Raw genomic sequence first — 17,571 nt, 5'->3', positions numbered from 1 at the left:
GGTGGGCTTCCTTACCTCGTCATCCCGCGTAGCCCTCTGCGCGGATGTCGAGGCGGGCCAGCAGGGCGCGATCGCGGTCGGCCTGCGGGTTGCCGGTGGTCAGCAGCTTTTCGCCGTAAAAAATGGAATTGGCGCCGGCCATGAAGCACAGCGCCTGCAACGCTTCGTCCATGGCCTCGCGGCCGGCGGACAGGCGCACCATGGCGCGCGGCATGGTGATGCGTGCCACGGCAATGGTGCGGACGAACTCGAACGGGTCCAGCGCCTCGGTGCCCGCCAGTGGCGTGCCTTCGACCTGGACCAGGTTGTTGATGGGCACCGACTCCGGATACGGGTCCATATTGGCCAGCTGCGCGATCAGGCCGGCGCGCGCTTCGCGCGCCTCGCCCATGCCGACGATGCCGCCGCAGCAGACATTGATGCCGGCGTCGCGCACATGGCCGATGGTGTCGAGCCGGTCCTGGTAGGTGCGCGTGGTGATGATCTTGCCGTAGAACTCAGGCGAGGTATCCAGATTGTGGTTGTAGTAGTCCAGCCCCGCCTCCTTGAGCTGCTGGGCCTGCTCGGCCTTGAGCATGCCCAGCGTGACGCAGGTCTCCAGGCCCATGGCCTTGACTTCGCGCACCATGTCCATCACCGGCTCCAGGTGGCGGTCCTTGGGGCTGCGCCAGGCGGCGCCCATGCAGAAGCGGGTGGCGCCATTGGCCTTGGCCGCGCGCGCGGCGTCCAGGACTTCGTCCAGCGCCATCAGCTTTTCGGCCTTCACGCCGGCATCGTGGTGCGCGCTCTGCGGGCAGTAGCCGCAATCCTCTTCGCAGCCGCCGGTCTTGATCGACAGCAGCGTGGACAGCTGCACGGTATTGGCGTCGAAGTGCTCGCGGTGCACTTGCTGGGCGCGGAACAGCAGGTCGTTGAACGGCAGCGCGAACAGCGCGGCAACGTCATCGACGCGCCACGCGGCGTCATCGGGCAGTGCGTGCGAGCGCGCGCTCTGGCGCAGGGAATCGACGGAAACGGTAGTAACGGTGGTAGCGGTGTGAGCTTGAGTCATGATCGATGCGAATTCTGGTTCAGGCAGCAAGGCCGGCGGCCTCGGCTTGGTATTGGGTGGCGGCGGCGAACAACGGCGCAAGGTCGAGCCGGCCAGCGGCAGCGGCGGGCGCCAGTTGCCAGGGCAATTCACCGAGGCAAGGCGCGTCCAGCGACGCGTGCAGCGTGGCGATGTTCTCGTCGGCCAGCAGCATGTCCGGGTCGACCCGGTTGGCGATCCAGCCCGCCAGCGGCAGGCCGCGCGCGCGGATGGCTTCGGCGGTCAGCACGGCGTGGTTCAGGCAGCCGAGCCGGATGCCGACCACCATCACTACCGGGACTGCCAGCATCACCGCCAGGTCGGCGGTGTTCCAGCGCACCGCGCCTGCGTCGAGCGGCACATTGAAGCCGCCCACGCCCTCAACCACCACCGCATCGGCCTGCCGGCGCAGCGCGTCGAAGGCGTCACGGACCGGCGCGCGCGTGATGCGCACGCCCTCGTGCGCGGCGGCCAGGTGCGGCGAGCACGGGGTGCGCAGCAGGAACGGGCAGGTCTGGCCCAGCGGCACCGCCACCGAGCTGGCGGCGCGCAGCTGCGCCACGTCGTCGTTGTGCCAATGGCCGTCGCGCCACTCACTGCCGCTGGCCACGGGCTTCATGCCCGCGGTGCGGTAGCCGGCGGCATGGAGCGCATGCAGCAGCGTGGCGCTGGCGTGGGTTTTGCCGATGCCGGTATCGGTGCCGGTGACAAAGCAGGCGAAAGGCGCACGCGTGCTCATGCGACCTCCCGCTGCGCCACGGCGGCGCTCAGGGCATCCAGCAGGCGCCGCACATCGTCTTCGGTGTGCGCGGCCGACAGCGTGATGCGCAGCCGCGCGGTCCCTTCCGGCACGGTCGGCGGCCGGATCGCGCCGACGCGGATGCCATCCGCCTCCAGCGTGGCCGACAGCGCCAGCGCGGCGCCGTTGTCGCCGACGATCAGCGGCTGGATCGCGGTCTCGCTGTCGCCCAGCGTCCAGCCCGCGATGGCAGCCAGCTGGGCCAGCCCCTCGCGCAGCATGCCGATGCAGCGCGTCAGTTGCGCGCGGCGTTGCGTGCCCTCTTCTCCTTCGATGATCGCCAGGCTGGCCAGCAGCGCATGCGCGACTGCCGGCGGCGCGGCCGTGGTGTAGATATACGGCCGCGCGGTGTTGACCAGGTGTTCGATGATGGTCTCGTGCGCGGCGACGAAGGCGCCCGCCACGCCGGCGGCCTTGCCGAGCGTGCCGATATAGATCAGCCGCTCGGACGACAGCCCCAGCGCTTCCAGCACGCCGTGGCCCTGCTCGCCCAGCACGCCGAAGCCGTGGGCGTCATCGACAATGATCCAGGCGTCATGGCGCTCGGCCAGTTCCAGCAGCTTGCGCAGCGGCGCGACATTGCCGTCCATGCTGAACACGCTGTCGGTCACGATCAGCTTGCGCTCGCTGGTGCTGGCCGCCAGCAGCGCTTCCAGCGCGGCGGTGTCGCAATGCGGGTAGCGCTGCACGTCGGCGCGCGCGAGCCGCGCCCCATCGATCAGCGAGGCATGGTTGAGCGACTCGCAGAACAGCGTGGCGCCCGCGGTGCCCAGCGCGGTCAGCACCGCCATGTTGGCCATGTAGCCGGTGCAGAAATACAGCGTGCACGCATGCGGGATATGCGGGGCGAGCCAGCGCGCCAGTTCCGCTTCCAGCTGGGTGTGCGCCAGCGAATGCCCGCTGACCAGGTGCGAGGCACCGCTGCCCGCACCATAGCGCTGCGCGCCTTCCACCAGCGCGGCGATCACGTCCGGGTGGTTGGCCAGCCCCATGTAGTCGTTGCTGCAGAAGGTCAGCAGCGATTCCGGCTCGGACCCGTCCTCGCCCACGGCCTGGTGCGGCGCGCAGGCAGTGTGGGCAACGCGGCGGCGGCGCGTCAGGGCCAGCGCGTGGCGCTGTTCGGCGGCCCGCCTCAGTTGTTCAAGCAGCATGGCGCACCTCCCCGCTCGTGGTCACATCGGTGGTCACATCGTCGAGCGTGGCCATCATCTGCTCGCCCAGCCAGCGTGCCTGCGCGGCATCGAAGACGTAGGGCGGCATCACGTACAGCGTATTGCCGATCGGGCGCACCAGCAGCTCGCGCTCGCGCGCGGCGTGATGGAAGCGCGCGGCAAAGTCGGCGCCGGCGACGTCATCGCGCACATCGGCGGCCCAGATCAGCCCGCGCTGGCGGACGTGCCGCAGGCGCGCGTCGGCGGCCAGCGCGGCCATGCCGTCGGCGAGCCAGTGCGCGCGCTCGCGGTTGCGCGCGAGCACGTCGTCCTGCGCGAACAAGTCCAGCGTGGCCAGCGCGGCGCGGCAGGCCAGCGGGTTGCCGGTGTAGGAGTGCGAATGCAGGAAGCTGCGGGCCAGCTCGTCGGCGACGAAGGCACGCTGGATCTCCGGGCGCGACAGCACCAGCGACAGCGGCAGGTAGCCGCCGCTGATGCCCTTGGACAGGCACAGGAAGTCGGGCCACAGGTGCGCGGGCAGCGGCGCCTCCCCGGCGCGCGACTGTTCCCACGCGAAGAAGGTGCCGGTGCGCCCGCAGCCCACCGCGATCTCGTCGGCGATCAGGTGGATCCGGTAGCGGTCGCACAAAGCGCGCGCGCCATCCAGATACGACGGGTCGTACATCGCCATGCCGGCGGCGCCCTGCACCAGCGGCTCGACGATCAGCGCGGCGATCTGGCCGGCGCGCTCGCGCAGCAGGGTTTCCAGCTCCGCCAGGGCGCGGGCGGCCACGTCCGCAGCGCTCTCGCCGGGTGCGGCCTGGCGTGCGTCGGGCGACATCACCACGTGTGCGCGGCGGATCAGCGGATCATAGGCATCGCGGAAGACTTCCACGTCGGTCACCGCGAGCGCGCCCACGGTCTCGCCGTGGTAGCCGTGGCGCAGGCAGACGAACTCGCGCTTGGCAGGCAGGCCGGTATTGCGCCAGTAGTGGAAGCTCATCTTCAGCGCGATCTCGACCGCCGAGGCGCCGTCCGAAGCGTAGAAGACATTGCCGAGCGCGCCGCCGGTCAGCGCCGACAGGCGCTCCGCCAGCTCCACCGCCGGGGCATGGGTGCAGCCGGCGAGCATCACGTGCTCAAGCGTTTCCAGCTGGCTGGCCAGCGCGGCGTTGATGCGCGGGTTGGCGTGGCCGAACAGGTTGACCCACCACGAACTGGTGGCGTCGAAATAGCGGCGGCCGTCGGCATCATGCAGCCACGGGCCGACGCCGCGCACGATCGCCAGCGGCACCGCGTCGTCGTCGGGGCGCAGCCGCGTGCATGGATGCCAGACGGCGTTGCGGCTGCGCTGGCCGAGTGCCTGCGCGTCTCTGCCTGGGGAAAGGGACAGGTGATCCAAGGTAGCCCTCCTTTGTTGACCGTCCGCGCGCGCGCCGTTGCCGGCAAGGCCGGGCTGTGCGACGGTGGCGGACAGGTTGGGGAGGGTCATGTTAGGAATGTCTCTTTCAGGTTGGCAATGACAATGGAATTTCCAAGTTAGCGGCGCGTTAGCGAAACTTGACGAATGTTTCCATGATGAAGCCTTGTTCTTGTTGCTAGCGTGCTGCGATCTACACGCAATCTTTATTTACGGAGGCATGCTGTCGCATGCTGCTACGGAACTCCCCTCTCCCGCCTGCGGGAGAGGGGTGGGGGGAGAGGGCAGGCCTTCCCACGAAGTCAGGCGCCTCATGCTTGGCATAAGCCCGCCCTCTCCCCCAGCCCCTCTCCCGCGCGCGGAAGAGGGGAGCAAACAAGCGGTAAGCCAGTCTTTTGCCTCAAGCCGGCCGCCACGACGGCGAGCGCTTCTCCAGGAACGACTTCACCCCTTCACGCCCCTCTTCCGACGCCCGGATCTTTGCAATCCGGTCCGCGGTATCGGCCAGCAAGTCGTTGTCGATCGCGCGCCCGGCGATGTCCTGCACCAGTCGCTTGCTTTCGCGCACGGCGTTCGGGCTGTTGGCCACCAGCGCAGTCGCCAGTTCGGCGACCTTGGCGTCCAGAGCCTCGGCCGGCACCACCGTATGCACAAAGCCCAGCCGCAGCGCCTCGGCGGCATCGAAGCGCTCGGCGGTGATGAAGTAGCGGCGTGCGGCCTGCTCGCCCAGCGCGCGGATCACATACGGGCTGATGGTGGCGGGCAGCAGTCCCAGGCGCGCCTCGGACAGGCAGAAGTGCGCGTGCTCGGCAGCCACCGCGATATCGCACGCGGCCACCAGGCCCATGCCGCCGGCGTAGGTGTCGCCCTGGATGCGCGCGATCACCGGGCGCGGGCACGACCAGATGGTGTGCAGCATCTGCGCCAGGGTCAGCGCATCGGCGCGGTTCTGGTCGTCGGAATAGCCGGCCATCTTCTTCATCCAATTCAGGTCGGCGCCGGCGCAGAAGGCAGGGCCGTTGCCGGCCAGCACGATGGCGCGCACCTCGTCCATGTCGCCCAGCGCGCGGAAGGCGCCGGTCAGCTCGGCGATCACGGTCTCGTTGAAGGCGTTGCGCACATCGGGCCGGTTCAGCGTGACGGTGGCGACGTGGCTGGCGATATTGACGGTCAGGGCGGTGAATTCCATGGTTCGCTCCGTTGGCGGATTAAGTTGTCTGGTGCGGTTCAGGTCCCGGCGTCGAACGGCAGCCCCAGCGAGCGGAAGAAGTTGCCGACTTCAGGCAACCACACCGGGATGCCTTCGCGCGCGCTGAAGACGCGATGCGAGTCGTTGCCGAACTCGCCCACGTCCACCAGCCGCGATCTGGCCGCGGGACCGGTGGCGCGCGCCTTGAAGGCGTTGAACATGCGGCCGGGCAAGGGCACCGGCCAGTAGCTGTCGTTGTCGCCGTACACCCACAGCGACGGGTAGCGCGCCAGGCCGCCATAGCTGGCAAAGGCATCGACCAGGCGCTCTTCCCAGTCCGCGCAGTTCAGGTTGCGCAGCCCGCCCGCGAAGTTGACCACGCCCAGCACCCCCGGATAGCCGATGGTGCTGAACGCCATCGTGGTCAGGCCCCCGTGCGACTGGCCGATCACGACAATGCGGTCCATGTCCACATAGGGCTGCGTGGCCATGAAGTCGAGCGTGGCGACGACATCGTCGGCCTGCATCATGCCGTTGGTCTCGATGTCGCAGCTGCCGCCCACATAGGCGCCACCCGAGCGCGCAAAACCCTGCCGCATCGGCAGCACCACGGCGTAGCCGCGGCGCAGGAATTCCAGGCTCTGCGCCGGAAAGCGCGCGCGCCCCTGCATCGCGGGCCGGCCCGGCGCCTTGCCGTGGTTGATCACCACCAGCGGGAACGGCCCATCGCCAGCCGGCTTGAATACCGTGGCCTCCAGGTCGATGCGCGACGGGATCGCCGCCTTGGGCAGCATCACCACCTGCTCCTGGAAGCGCATGCGCGGCGCAGGATTGCCGTTGCCGTTCGCGCTCTGCGCATGCCCCGACAGCGGCGCCAGCAAGGCAAGCGCCGTAACCAGGGCTGGGCTGCAAAGCAGGCGGGCGACGCTGCGCATGGGGTGGAAGGCGGTAATGTGACAGTAGCGGCGTGGCCGGGATTACATGCGGAACACGCCGAACTTCATCTCGTCGATCGGTGCGTTCAGGCTGGCGGAAAGACCCAGGCCCAGCACGGTGCGGGTCTGCGCCGGGTCGATCACGCCGTCGTCCCACAGCCGCGCGCTGGCGTAGTACGGATGGCCCTGGTGCTCGTACTGGTCGCGGATCGGCTGCTTGAACGCCTCTTCCTCCTGCGCGCTCCACTTGCCGCCCTTGCCTTCGATGCCGTCGCGGCGCACCGTGGCCAGCACGCTGGCGGCCTGCTCGCCGCCCATCACCGAGATGCGCGCGTTCGGCCACATCCACAGGAAGCGCGGCGAATACGCGCGCCCGCACATGCCGTAGTTGCCGGCGCCGAACGAGCCGCCGATGATCACCGTGAACTTGGGTACCTGCGCGGTGGCCACCGCGGTCACCATCTTGGCGCCGTTGCGCGCGATGCCTTCGTTCTCGTACTTGCGCCCGACCATGAAGCCAGTGATGTTCTGCAGGAACACCAGCGGGATCTTGCGCTGGCAGCACAGCTCGATGAAGTGCGCGCCCTTGAGCGCGGACTCGGAGAACAGGATGCCGTTGTTGGCGATGATGCCGACCGGGTAGCCCCAGATGCGCGCGAAGCCGCACACCAGCGTGGTGCCGTAGCGCGCCTTGAACTCGTCGAACTCGGAGCCGTCGACCAGGCGCGCGATCACCTCGCGCACGTCGTAGGGCTTGCGCGTGTCGGTCGGGATCACGCCGTACAGTTCTTCCACCGGGTACAGCGGCTCGACCGGCTCGTGCAGGCGGATCTGGTCCGGCTTGCGGCGGTTCAGGTGCTGCACGATATTGCGCGCCAGGCTCAGCGCATGATGGTCGTTCTGCGCAAAGTAGTCGGCCACGCCCGACAGGCGCGTATGCACGTCGGCGCCGCCCAGGTCTTCGGCGCTGACCTCCTCGCCGGTGGCGGCCTTCACCAGCGGCGGGCCGCCCAGGAAGATGGTGCCTTGGTTCTTGACGATGATGGACTCGTCGCTCATCGCCGGCACGTAGGCGCCGCCGGCGGTGCACGAGCCCATCACCACCGCGATCTGCGGGATGCCCTGCTTGGACAGGTTGGCCTGGTTGTAGAAGATGCGGCCGAAGTGGTCGCGGTCGGGGAACACATCGTCCTGATTGGGCAGGTTGGCGCCGCCGGAATCGACCAGGTAGATGCACGGCAGGTTGTTCTGCTCGGCGATCTCCTGCGCGCGCACATGCTTCTTGACCGTCATCGGGTAGTAGGTGCCGCCTTTGACGGTGGCGTCATTGCAGACGATCACGCACTCCTGCCCGGCCACGCGGCCGATGCCGGTGATGATGCCCGCGCCCGGCGCGGCATTGTCGTACATGTCGTACGCGGCCAGCTGCGACAGCTCCAGGAACGGGGTGCCCGGATCCAGCAGTTGCTGCACGCGGTCGCGCGGCAGCAGCTTGCCGCGCGACAGGTGCTTGTTGCGCGCGTCGTCGCCGCCGCCTTCGGCCAGCTTCGCGATCCTGGCCTTGAGGTCGGCCACCAGGGCCTGCATCGACTCGGCGTTGGCCTGGAAGGATTCGGAGCGGGCGTTGAGTTTGGTTTCCAGGGTGGGCATCTGTGTCTCTTCCTGCTTGATATTGGTTTTCGCCGTCCTGCCAGCGGCCGGGCTCAGCCTGCGTGCCTGGGCAGCGGGTGCCCCGGCATCAGGTCGTAGGGGTGCTTCCAGCCCGGCAGCGCACGAATGCGCTCGGCCCAGGCGTGGATATGCGGATACTCCTTGCGCCAGTGCACGCCGATCTCGTCGTCGAAGAAGACGTAGCCCGACAGCGAGAAGTCCGCGATGGTGGCGCGCTCGCCCAGCAGGAACGCTCGCCCGGCCAGTTGCGCGTTGAGCACGTTCCACGCGCCTTCGCAGCGCGCGCGGAAGAACTCCAGCACGGCCGGGTCCGGCGACCTGGCAAAGGTGCGCATGAAGCGATAGGTGGCGGTGTAGGAGGTGAACTTGTGGTTGTCGAACAGCAGCCAGCGCAGCACCTCGGCGCGCTCGGCCTCGTCGCGCGGGCCGTAGGCATCGAGGCGCGTGGCCAGCGTTTCCAGGATGGCACCGGACTGCGACAGGCGCTGGCCGCCGCACTCCAGCACCGGCACCTCGCCCATCACGTTGATGGCGCGGTATTCGGGCGTGCGGGTCTCGCCGTTGAAGAAATCGACGAAGCGCGGCTGCCACAGCTGCTGGCCGCGCTGCACGCCGACGGTCTCCAGCAGCAGCGCCACCTTGTAGGCATTGCCGGACTGGGCAAAGCAATACAGCAGGTACTCAGGCTCATTCCGCTTCTCGATGCTCATGATGTCTCCCCGATCATGTCGCCATCCACATAGAGCCAGCGCGGTGCCTCGCCAGGCGCGCGCGGCTCGCGTACAAAGCGGCTGCGTTCGTGCAGCCGCATGGCGCGCCCGCCTACCTTGTAGCGCGCCACGAACTCCACTTCGGCATGCGCATCGTCCTGCTGCGCATGCGCCTTCACCGTGAGCCCGAGCCAGCGCGTGGCGGTATCCGGCAACAGGTCGGCCGGGCAGGTCGATGCATGCCAGGTCTGCCGCAACCATTCCATGTCGTTCAGCACATAGGCGCTGTAGCGGGAGCGCATCAGTGCCTCGGCATTGGGCGGCAGTGCCTCGCCACGATGGAAGCGGCCGCAGCAGGCGGCATAGTCCGCGCTGCCGCACGGGCACGGCACCGGTCCGGCCTTGGGCAGGCGGCCTGCCGCTTTCGCGGTCATCCCACCAGCTCCGGCAGGTCGCGCATATCGGTGAAGATGGTGCCCGCGCCGGCCTCGCGCAGCAGCGCGGCATCGTTGCGCTCGGCGTAGCCGAACACCGTCATGCCGGCGGCAACGCCCGCGGTCACGCCGGTCGGGCTGTCTTCCACCACGGCGCAGCGCGCCGGCTCAACGCCCATGGTGCGCGCGGCCAGCAGGTACACATCGGGCGCGGGCTTGCTGCGTGCCACTTCGGTGGCGGAGAAGATATGCTCGCGCTCATCCTGCTGGAACAGCTCGACCAGGCCGGTCCTGGTCAGTTGCAGCTTGACCTTGACGCGGTCCGCACCCGACGCCACGCACACCGGCATGCCGGTGGCGGCGATCTTGCCAATCGCCTCGCGCACATGGGCGACCGCAGCGACTTCGGCTTCCAGCACCGCGTTGCGGCGCGCCAGCCAGGTCGACAGCCAGTTCTCGGGCAGCGGCGCGCCGCGCATGCGCTCGATCATCTCCAGCTCTTCGCGCACGGCGCGGCCGAGAAACAGGCGCGTGGAGTCTTCCAGCGAGATCTCGATGCCAAGCTCGTTCAGCATCTGGTTGAGCACGCGGTTGACGATGGGCTCGCTGTCGACGAGCACGCCGTCGCAGTCGAAGATCACGCAATCGAATCGGCCGGAATGGCCACGGGTTGCTGCAGTCATGCGGGTTTCTTTTCCTTGGTGTCCAGGCTCGGCACAGCCCGGAGTTCAGTCTGGCGGCGGCTCTTCAGGTGGGCCTCGACCTGGTCGAAGCGGTCGAAGCCCCAGAACGGCTCGCCATCGATGATGACGAAGGGCGAGCCGAACACGCCCTTGGCCATCGCCACGTCGATCTCGGCCTTGAGCTGGTCCTTGATCTGGTAGCTGGTGGCGCCGGCATCCAGCGCCTGCACGTCCACGCCCAGCGGCTCGGCCAGCTTCATGATCTCGGCCGGCTCGGCGATATTGATGTCGTCGACGAACAGCGCGCGGTACACCGACTTGGCAAAGGCCGCGGCGATGTCATCGCCGTGGTGGTTCTGCAGCCACAGCATGGCACGCGCGGCGTGCGTGGTGGGCAGCGGGAAATGCGTGGGGCGCTTGTACTCGATGCCGTGGAAGCGCGCGGTGCGCTCGAAATCGCGCCACGAATAATCGCCCTTGAGCGGCAGCTGCGGCAGCGGCGAGGCGCCGGTGGTCTTGAACACCACGCCCAGCAGGATGGGATGCCAGGCGACGATGCGCCCGTACTTCTGCGCCAGGTCGTCGATGCGGGTACTGGCAAAGTAGCCGTAGGGCGAAGAGAAATCAAAGTAGAAGTCGATCGCTGCGGTCATGTCGGGGCCCTTCTTGTTGTGGTTGCCGGTACGGGGATCAGGGAAGCGCGCCGCCTTCGCGGCACACACCCCATCGTACGCGCATCGCTAGGCCAGCGCGCGCGCGATCAGGATCTTCTGGATATCGCTGGTGCCCTCGTAGATCTGGCACACGCGCACGTCGCGGTAGATGCGCTCCACCGGGAAGTCGCTGACGTAGCCGTAGCCGCCGAACACCTGGATCGCATCCGAGCACACCCGCTCGGCCATCTCGCTGGCAAAGAGCTTGGCCATGGCCGCTTCCTTCAGGCACGGGCGGCCGGCGTCGCGCAGCGCGGCGGCGTGCCACACCATCTGGCGCGCCACGTCGATGCGGGTGGCCATCTCGGCCAGGCGGAACTGCACCGCCTGGTGCTGGAACAGCGGCTGGCCGAAGCTCTCGCGCTCCTTGGCATAGGCCAGCGCCGCCTCGAACGCGGCGCGCGCCATGCCGATGCTCTGCGAGGCGATGCCGATGCGCCCGCCTTCCAGTCCCGACAGCGCCATCTTGTAGCCGCCGCCCTCGTCGCCGAGCAGGTTGGCCGCCGGCACGCGGCAGTCCTCGAACAGGATCTGCGCGGTGTCCGACGAATGCTGGCCGAGCTTGTCCTCCAGCCGCGCCACCACGTAGCCCGGGGTCGAAGTCGGCACGATAAAGGCGCTGATGCCGCGCTTGCCTGCGGCCTTGTCGGTCACGGCCAGCACGATCGCCACGTCGGCGTTCTGGCCGCTGGTGATGAACTGCTTGACGCCGTTGAGCACGTAGTGGTCGCCATCGCGTACCGCAGTGGTACGCAGCGCCGACGCATCCGAGCCCACGTGCGGCTCGGTCAGGCAGAACGCGCCCAGCATCTCGCCGCGCGCCAGCGGCACCAGCCACTGCTGCTTCTGCGCCTCGCCGGCGAACGACATCAGCATGCTGCACACCGGGCAGTTATTGACGCTGATGACGGTGGAGGTGCCGCCATCGCCGGCCGCGATCTCTTCCAGGATCAGCGCCAGCGACAGGTAGTCCAGTCCGGCGCCGCCGTATGCCTCCGGCACCGCCACGCCGTAGGCGCCCAGCGCCGCCAGTTCGCGGTGCACGTCCTTGGGGAAGGTCTTGTCGCGGTCCCACTGCGCGGCCTGCGGCGCGATCACTTCCTGCGCGAACTGGCGCACGGCGTCGCGGATCATTTCCTGTTCGGGGGTCAGCAGCATGTCGGTTCGATGCTCAGTGTGCGTGCGCGCTTACCAGGGGATGGGCGTGCCGTCGTAATTGTGGAAGGTGCCGTTGTCGCGCCGCTTGACGCCGGCGAGCAACTGGCGCATGCCCTTGACGCTCTGCTGCACGGTCAGGTCGGCTTCCTGGCCGCCCATGTCGGTCTTGACCCAGCCCGGGTGCAGCGCGACGCAGGTGGCGTGGCGCGCATCGAGCGAGACCGCGCGCAGCGCCGCATTGGCGCCGGCCTTGCTGACGCGGTACAGCCAGCTGGTGCTGTGCTCCATCGCGGTGATGCTGCCCATGCGCGAGGACAGCACCGCCAGCACGCCGCCGTGGCCGGACTGGCCCGCTTCGACGTAGGGCAGCAGCAGCGGCAGCGCCATCATCGGGCCCAGCACGTTGACATGCATCACCCGGTCGAATTCCTGCGGCGTGACCGGTTGCGCGCCTTCGGTGCGGGGTCCCAGCACGCCGGCGTTGTAGATCGCCACGTCGAGGGCTTCGCCGTCGAGCTTCCAGCCCAGGCCCGCGACCGCGCCGGCATCGGACAGGTCGACCTGATGGGCTTCGGCGCCCAGCGCCTGCAATGCGCCGACGCCTTCAGGCGTACGCGCCGCCGCAATGACGCGCCAGCCGTCGGCACGGTACTGGCGCACGAATTCAAGGCCGATGCCGCGCGAGGCACCGAGGATCAGGACGGTTGGCAAGGCTGTGCTCCTTTGTCGGGCTGGCCGGAGCGCGAAACGGCTCGCCCGGCCACGGGTTCAGCAAACTGCCTCTGTCTTGCTCCCTCTCCCGCAAGCGGGAGAGGGGAGAAAACAAGCGGGAAGGAACGCGTTACAGGATCTCGATCCCCACCGCAGTCGCCTCGCCACCACCAATGCACAGGCTCGCCACCCCACGCTTGCCCCCGGTCTTGCGCAGCGCGCCGATCAGCGTGGTCATGATGCGTGCGCCCGAAGCGCCGATCGGGTGGCCCAGTGCGCAGGCGCCACCATGGATATTGACCTTGTCACGCGGGATCTTGAGGTCGTGCATGGCCGCCATCGGCACCACGGCGAAGGCCTCGTTGATCTCGAACAGGTCGACGCTGTCGGTGGTCCAGTCCAGCTTGCGGTACAGCTTGGAAATCGCTTCCACCGGCGCGGTGGTGAACCAGCCCGGCGCCTGCGCGTGGGTGGTGTGGCCGAGCATGCGCGCGATCGGCTGCAGGCCCAGCTTCTTCGCGGTGGAGGCGCGCATCATCACCAGCGCCGAGGCGCCGTCGTTGATGGACGACGACGAGGCCGCCGTGATGGTGCCGTCCTTGGCAAACGCGGGCTTGAGCGAGGGGATCTTGTCCAGCTTGATGCGGCGCGGGCCTTCGTCGGTGTCGATCACGGTGTCGCCGCCCCTGCCGGACACCGTCACCGGCGCGATCTCCCAGCGGAAGTCGCCGTTCTCGGTGGCCTGCTGGGCGCGGCGCACGCTTTCCATCGCGAATTCGTCCTGCTGCTCGCGCGTAAAGCCGTACTTGGCGGCGCAGTCCTCACCGAAGGTGCCCATGGCGCGGCCCTTGTCATACGCGTCTTCCAGGCCGTCCAGCATCATGTGGTCGTAGATCATGCCGTGGCCGATGCGGTAGCCGCCGCGGCCCTTCGGCACCAGGTACGGCGCATTGGTCATGCTCTCCATGCCGCCGGCAATGGCGATATCGAACGAGCCCGCGATCAGCCCGTCGTGGACGGTCATGGCCGCGCGCATGCCCGAGCCGCACATCTTGTTGACGGTGGTGCAGCCCACGCCCAGCGGCAGGCCCGCGCCCAGCGCGGCCTGGCGCGCCGGGGCCTGGCCCTGGCCGGCCGGCAGCACGCAGCCGAACACCACCTCTTCCACCTGCTCGGGCTTCAGGCCGGCGCGCTCTACGGCGGCGCGGATGGCCACGGCGCCCAGCTGCGGCGCGGTGACGCTGGCGAATTCGCCCTGGAACGCAGCCATCGGCGTGCGGGCGGCTGAAACGATGACGATCTCTTCCATGTCGGGTCTCCTGGATCGGTGGATGAAGAAGCGGTGTGTGCGTCCGGTCAGCGGATCGACGCCTGCGGCGGATCGCCGTACTGGCGGTAGGCCGCGGCCAGTTGCTCGCGCAGTTCGTCGTTGCTGCTGGCGGCCATGCCCAGGTCGCGCAGCAGGCCGTCGGACACGCCGTAGACCCAGCCATGCACGGTCACCGCCTGGCCGCGGCTCCAGGCGTCCTGGAGCACGGTGGTCTGGCAGACGTTGTTGACCTGCTCGATCACATTGAGCTCGCACAGCCGGGTATGGGCATCGTCTTCGCGCAGCAGCGTGCCGAGATAGGCCTCGTGCTTGTCGGCCACGTCGCGCACATGGCGCAGCCAGTTGTCGGCCAGGCCGATGCGCTCGCGCTTGAGCGCGACCTTGACACCGCCGCAGCCGTAGTGGCCCACCACGGTGATATGGCGCACCTTGAGCACCTCTACCGCGAACTGGATCACCGCCAGCGCGTTCAGGTCGCTGTGCGCGATCACGTTGGCGATATTGCGGTGGACGAACACCTCGCCCGGGGCCAGGCCCAGAATCTGGTTGGCCGGCACGCGCGAATCGGAGCAGCCGATCCACAGGTACTCGGGCGCCTGCTGGTTGGCCAGGCGCATGAAGAAGGTGGGGTCTTCGGCGTTGACGCGGTCGACCCACTCGCGGTTGTTGCGGAACAGCTGGGCGATGGCGTCAGTCATGCGACCCTCCTTGCAGGACCAGGATCGGGAACGGCAGCGGTACCCTGCGCGCTGCCAGCTTCGCTGTAGCGGTGAATGAATCGCTCTGAACTGTGATAGGCAAAGAAGTCATGAACATGTCCGGCCAGCAGCCGGTCCTTGTGGCTCTGCCACATGGCAGGGTCGAAAAAGTCCGCATGGTGGCGCAGGAACGCCGCGCGCACGCGCGTGTCGCCCAGCAGGAAGGTGCGGAAGGTCTCGGGAAAGATGTCGTGCGGACGCACCGTGTACCAGACCTCGCCCGACATCTCCTCTTCCTCGTTGCGCGGCTGCGGCACGTCGCGGATGTTGCAGTCGGTCAGGTACTCGATCTCGTCGTAGTCGTAGAACACCACGCGCCCGTGGCGCGTGACGCCGAAGTTCTTGTACAGCATGTCTCCCGGAAAGATGTTCGCAGCGATCAGCTCCTTGACGGCGTTGCCGTATTCAATCACGCCGTGCTCGACCTGCTCGTCAGTGCCCTCCGTCAGGTAGATGTTCAGCGGCGTCATGCGGCGCTCGATATAGACGTGGCGCACCACGATCTCTTCGCCGCCATCCTTGCCGCGCTGGTACTCGATCATCGACGGCGCGTGCTGCTCGAACTCGCGCACCAGCGCCTCGTCGAAGCGCGAGAGCGGGAAGGCCACGTCGGAATACTCCAGCGTATCGGCCATGCGGCCGACGCGGTCGTGCTGCTTGACCAGCTGGTACTTGGACTTGACCAGCTCGCGCGTGGTTTCCTTGGGCGCCGGGAAAAAGTCCTTGATGACCTTGAACACGTACGGGTACGACGGCAGCGTGAACACCAGCATCACCAGCCCGCGGATGCCGGGCGCGACGATGAACTTGTCCGACGAATGCTGCAGGTGGTGCAGGAAGTCGCGGTAGAACAGGTTCTTGCCCTGCTTCTGCAGGCCCAGCGAGGTATAGATCTCGGCGCGCGGCTTGCGCGGCATGATGTCGCGCAGGAAGGTCACGTAGGCCGACGGGATCTCCATGTCGACCATGAAATAGGAGTGCGTGAACGAGAACAGGATCAGCAACTGTTCCTTCTTCAGCAGCACGGTGTCCAGCGTCAGCTTGCCCGAGGGGCCGTGCACGATCGGGATCGCCAGCGGGAAAGTGCGGTCGCCGTTCAGGATGCGGCCGATGATAAAGGCCGACTTGTTGCGGAAGAACAGCGACGACAGCGTATGGACCTGGAAATTCGGCGCGATGCGCAGGTCGCCGAAATGCTCGCTGACCGCGCGCACCACGTAGCCGATGTCGCGCTGCAGGTCCTCGAACGGGCTCTCCAGCTGGAAGTTGTGCACGATGCGCTCGAAGCACGCGGCCATGCCCTCGCGGCTGCCCGGGTAGTAGGCGCGGAAGGTGGGGCGCGTGGGCGATTCCTCGTTCTCGATGTACTCGGTCGAGATCGCCGGGCGCACGAAGATGAAATCGTTGTTGAAGTACGAGCGGTGCAGGATGCGCGTGCAGACCGAGTTGAAGAAGGTCTCGGCCAGCTCGGGCTGGTGGTGGTTGGTCAGCAGGCCGATGTAGTGCAGCTTGATCTGCTGCCAGATCTCGTCCTCGATGTTCTCGGCGTCGTACTCGTCTTCCAGGATCACGCTCGATTCGCGCACGCGCTCGTTGTAGAACGCAATGCGGTCGCGCTGGATCTGCTGCAGCCCGTGCCAGTCGCCGGCCTCGAACTTGAGCTTGGCCTGGTGGCTGACCTCGCGGAACAGGCGGTAATGCTTGTCGAACCCGTCGAGCATCGTTCTCGCCACATCGAAGGCAATCTGCGAGGAGAGCAGTTTGGGGAAGTGGGACATGGGTCGACGGGGGCCGGGAGAAATGTGCGGCGAGCGGTCTTGCGACGGGTACTGAGATTGTAATGGGGTTCGGGCGGGGGCTCCGGGTGATTTCGGCGCCCCCCTTGCGCTTTACATGGTTTCGGCGAACAGCTCGCGGCCGATCAGCATGCGGCGGATTTCCGAGGTGCCGGCGCCGATCTCGTACAGCTTGGCGTCGCGCCACAGGCGGCCGGCCGGGTATTCATTGATATAGCCGTTGCCGCCCAGGATCTGCACGGTCTCGCCCGCCATCCAGGTGGCCTTCTCGGCGGTGTACAGGATCACCGCGGCGCAGTCCTTGCGCACCTGGCGCACGTGCCCGCTGCCCAGCGCGTCCAGGTTCTTGCCGACCGTGTACAGGTAGCTGCGCGCGGCCTGCAGCGTGGTGTACATATCGGCCACCTTGCCCTGGATCAGCTGGAATTCGCCGATGCTCTGGCCGAACTGCTTGCGGTCGTGGATATACGGCGTGACCACGTCCATGCACGCCTGCATGATCCCGACCGGGCCGCCGGACAGCACCGCGCGCTCGTAGTCCAGCCCGCTCATCAGCACCTTGGCGCCGCCGTTCTCGGCGCCAAGGATGTTCTCGACCGGCACTTCCACGTCCTGGAACACCAGTTCGCCGGTGTGCGAGCCGCGCATGCCCAGCTTGTCCAGCTTCTGCGCCACCGAGAAGCCCTTCATGCCCTTTTCGACGATAAAGGCGGTCATGCCGCGCGCGCCCAGCTCAGGCTCGGTCTTGGCATAGACCACCAGCACGTCGCAGTCCGGGCCGTTGGTGATCCACATCTTGGTGCCGTTGAGCACGTAGCGGTCGCCCTTGAACTCGGCGCGCAGCTTCATGCTGACCACGTCGGAGCCGGCATTGGGCTCGCTCATGGCCAGCGCGCCGATCCATTCGCCCGAGACCAGCTTGGGCAGGTACTTCGCCTTCTGCGCCGGCGTGCCGTTGCGGTGGATCTGGTTCACGCACAGGTTGGAATGCGCGCCGTACGACAGGCCGACCGACGCCGAGGCGCGGCTGATTTCTTCCATCGC

At 67.7% G+C, this 17,571-nt stretch carries 17 protein-coding genes; all 17 read right to left on the bottom strand.

Annotation, left to right across the window (positions count from 1 at the left end):
• Positions 1 to 19: 19 nt before the first annotated feature.
• Positions 20 to 1,051 carry a biotin synthase BioB gene (bioB, locus tag C265_RS06305; protein WP_010813271.1) on the bottom strand — a complete coding sequence of 344 codons (1,032 nt, stop codon included), beginning with the start codon at positions 1,049 to 1,051 and terminating at the stop codon, positions 20 to 22.
• 19 nt (positions 1,052 to 1,070) lie between these two features.
• On the bottom strand, positions 1,071 to 1,808 hold the full coding sequence (bioD, locus tag C265_RS06300) for a dethiobiotin synthase (protein WP_010813270.1): 738 nt from the start codon (positions 1,806 to 1,808) through the stop codon (positions 1,071 to 1,073).
• Complete coding sequence (gene bioF / locus C265_RS06295) at positions 1,805 to 3,019, bottom strand: 8-amino-7-oxononanoate synthase (protein WP_010813269.1); 1,215 nt, start codon at positions 3,017 to 3,019, stop codon at positions 1,805 to 1,807. The genes bioD and bioF overlap by 4 nt, the downstream gene beginning before the upstream one ends.
• On the bottom strand, positions 3,009 to 4,421 hold the full coding sequence (gene bioA / locus C265_RS06290; protein ID WP_010813268.1) for an adenosylmethionine--8-amino-7-oxononanoate transaminase: 1,413 nt from the start codon (positions 4,419 to 4,421) through the stop codon (positions 3,009 to 3,011). The genes bioF and bioA overlap by 11 nt, the downstream gene beginning before the upstream one ends.
• Positions 4,422 to 4,839: 418 nt before the next feature.
• Positions 4,840 to 5,628, bottom strand: coding sequence for an enoyl-CoA hydratase/isomerase family protein (locus C265_RS06285; RefSeq protein WP_010813267.1), 789 nt, complete (start codon positions 5,626 to 5,628; stop codon positions 4,840 to 4,842).
• Positions 5,629 to 5,666: 38 nt separating this feature from the next.
• The gene (locus C265_RS06280; protein ID WP_037023757.1) at positions 5,667 to 6,563 is read right to left on the bottom strand and encodes a dienelactone hydrolase family protein; all 897 of its coding nucleotides are present in this window, start codon (positions 6,561 to 6,563) and stop codon (positions 5,667 to 5,669) included.
• A 42-nt stretch (positions 6,564 to 6,605) separates the two neighbouring features.
• Entirely contained in the window at positions 6,606 to 8,213 is a 1,608-nt protein-coding gene (locus tag C265_RS06275; RefSeq protein ID WP_010813265.1) for a carboxyl transferase domain-containing protein, read from the bottom strand.
• A 53-nt stretch (positions 8,214 to 8,266) separates the two neighbouring features.
• Positions 8,267 to 8,944: a glutathione S-transferase family protein gene (locus C265_RS06270; RefSeq protein WP_010813264.1), complete on the bottom strand. Its 678-nt coding sequence runs from the start codon at positions 8,942 to 8,944 to the stop codon at positions 8,267 to 8,269.
• Entirely contained in the window at positions 8,941 to 9,378 is a 438-nt protein-coding gene (locus C265_RS06265; protein ID WP_010813263.1) for a YchJ family protein, read from the bottom strand. Before C265_RS06265 ends, C265_RS06270 begins: the two co-directional genes overlap by 4 nt.
• Positions 9,375 to 10,061 (bottom strand): HAD family phosphatase, encoded by a 687-nt coding sequence (locus C265_RS06260; protein WP_010813262.1) that lies wholly within the window; start codon positions 10,059 to 10,061, stop codon positions 9,375 to 9,377. Before C265_RS06260 ends, C265_RS06265 begins: the two co-directional genes overlap by 4 nt.
• On the bottom strand, positions 10,058 to 10,714 hold the full coding sequence (locus C265_RS06255) for a 2-hydroxychromene-2-carboxylate isomerase (RefSeq protein ID WP_010813261.1): 657 nt from the start codon (positions 10,712 to 10,714) through the stop codon (positions 10,058 to 10,060). Before C265_RS06255 ends, C265_RS06260 begins: the two co-directional genes overlap by 4 nt.
• An 87-nt stretch (positions 10,715 to 10,801) precedes the next feature.
• The gene (locus C265_RS06250; protein WP_010813260.1) at positions 10,802 to 11,932 is read right to left on the bottom strand and encodes an acyl-CoA dehydrogenase family protein; all 1,131 of its coding nucleotides are present in this window, start codon (positions 11,930 to 11,932) and stop codon (positions 10,802 to 10,804) included.
• Between the two features lie 30 nt (positions 11,933 to 11,962).
• Entirely contained in the window at positions 11,963 to 12,643 is a 681-nt protein-coding gene (locus tag C265_RS06245; RefSeq protein ID WP_010813259.1) for an SDR family oxidoreductase, read from the bottom strand.
• Positions 12,644 to 12,773: 130 nt separating this feature from the next.
• Positions 12,774 to 13,952 (bottom strand): acetyl-CoA C-acetyltransferase, encoded by a 1,179-nt coding sequence (locus C265_RS06240; RefSeq protein WP_010813258.1) that lies wholly within the window; start codon positions 13,950 to 13,952, stop codon positions 12,774 to 12,776.
• A gap of 47 nt (positions 13,953 to 13,999) precedes the next feature.
• Positions 14,000 to 14,671, bottom strand: a complete 672-nt coding sequence (gene can / locus C265_RS06235) for a carbonate dehydratase (protein WP_010813257.1) — start codon at positions 14,669 to 14,671, stop codon at positions 14,000 to 14,002.
• A complete protein-coding gene (gene aceK, locus C265_RS06230) occupies positions 14,668 to 16,509 on the bottom strand; it encodes a bifunctional isocitrate dehydrogenase kinase/phosphatase (protein WP_010813256.1) in 1,842 nt (613 codons plus the stop codon). Before aceK ends, can begins: the two co-directional genes overlap by 4 nt.
• A gap of 111 nt (positions 16,510 to 16,620) precedes the next feature.
• The coding region (locus C265_RS06225; RefSeq protein WP_010813235.1) for an acyl-CoA dehydrogenase family protein at positions 16,621 to 17,571 on the bottom strand (951 nt) is incomplete at its 5' end.

This window comes from Cupriavidus sp. GA3-3 (genome assembly GCF_000389805.1).
GTDB lineage: Bacteria > Pseudomonadota > Gammaproteobacteria > Burkholderiales > Burkholderiaceae > Cupriavidus > Cupriavidus necator_D.
Note: the sequence above shows the minus strand (reverse complement) of the source record. Positions and strands in the feature narration are given on the sequence as shown.

What these genes read in the sequence shown, in the direction of transcription:
- C265_RS06275 (WP_010813265.1), bottom strand. Translation starts at nt 8,213, where the DNA reads ATGCCCACCCTGGAAACCAAACTCAACGCCCGCTCCGAATCCTTCCAG.
- C265_RS06250 (WP_010813260.1), bottom strand. Translation starts at nt 11,932, where the DNA reads ATGCTGCTGACCCCCGAACAGGAAATGATCCGCGACGCCGTGCGCCAG.
- C265_RS06270 (WP_010813264.1), bottom strand. Translation starts at nt 8,944, where the DNA reads ATGAGCATCGAGAAGCGGAATGAGCCTGAGTACCTGCTGTATTGCTTT.
- C265_RS06255 (WP_010813261.1), bottom strand. Translation starts at nt 10,714, where the DNA reads ATGACCGCAGCGATCGACTTCTACTTTGATTTCTCTTCGCCCTACGGC.
- C265_RS06265 (WP_010813263.1), bottom strand. Translation starts at nt 9,378, where the DNA reads ATGACCGCGAAAGCGGCAGGCCGCCTGCCCAAGGCCGGACCGGTGCCG.
- C265_RS06285 (WP_010813267.1), bottom strand. Translation starts at nt 5,628, where the DNA reads ATGGAATTCACCGCCCTGACCGTCAATATCGCCAGCCACGTCGCCACC.
- can (WP_010813257.1), bottom strand. Translation starts at nt 14,671, where the DNA reads ATGACTGACGCCATCGCCCAGCTGTTCCGCAACAACCGCGAGTGGGTC.
- aceK (WP_010813256.1), bottom strand. Translation starts at nt 16,509, where the DNA reads ATGTCCCACTTCCCCAAACTGCTCTCCTCGCAGATTGCCTTCGATGTG.
- C265_RS06260 (WP_010813262.1), bottom strand. Translation starts at nt 10,061, where the DNA reads ATGACTGCAGCAACCCGTGGCCATTCCGGCCGATTCGATTGCGTGATC.
- bioD (WP_010813270.1), bottom strand. Translation starts at nt 1,808, where the DNA reads ATGAGCACGCGTGCGCCTTTCGCCTGCTTTGTCACCGGCACCGATACC.
- C265_RS06280 (WP_037023757.1), bottom strand. Translation starts at nt 6,563, where the DNA reads ATGCGCAGCGTCGCCCGCCTGCTTTGCAGCCCAGCCCTGGTTACGGCG.
- bioB (WP_010813271.1), bottom strand. Translation starts at nt 1,051, where the DNA reads ATGACTCAAGCTCACACCGCTACCACCGTTACTACCGTTTCCGTCGAT.
- C265_RS06240 (WP_010813258.1), bottom strand. Translation starts at nt 13,952, where the DNA reads ATGGAAGAGATCGTCATCGTTTCAGCCGCCCGCACGCCGATGGCTGCG.
- bioF (WP_010813269.1), bottom strand. Translation starts at nt 3,019, where the DNA reads ATGCTGCTTGAACAACTGAGGCGGGCCGCCGAACAGCGCCACGCGCTG.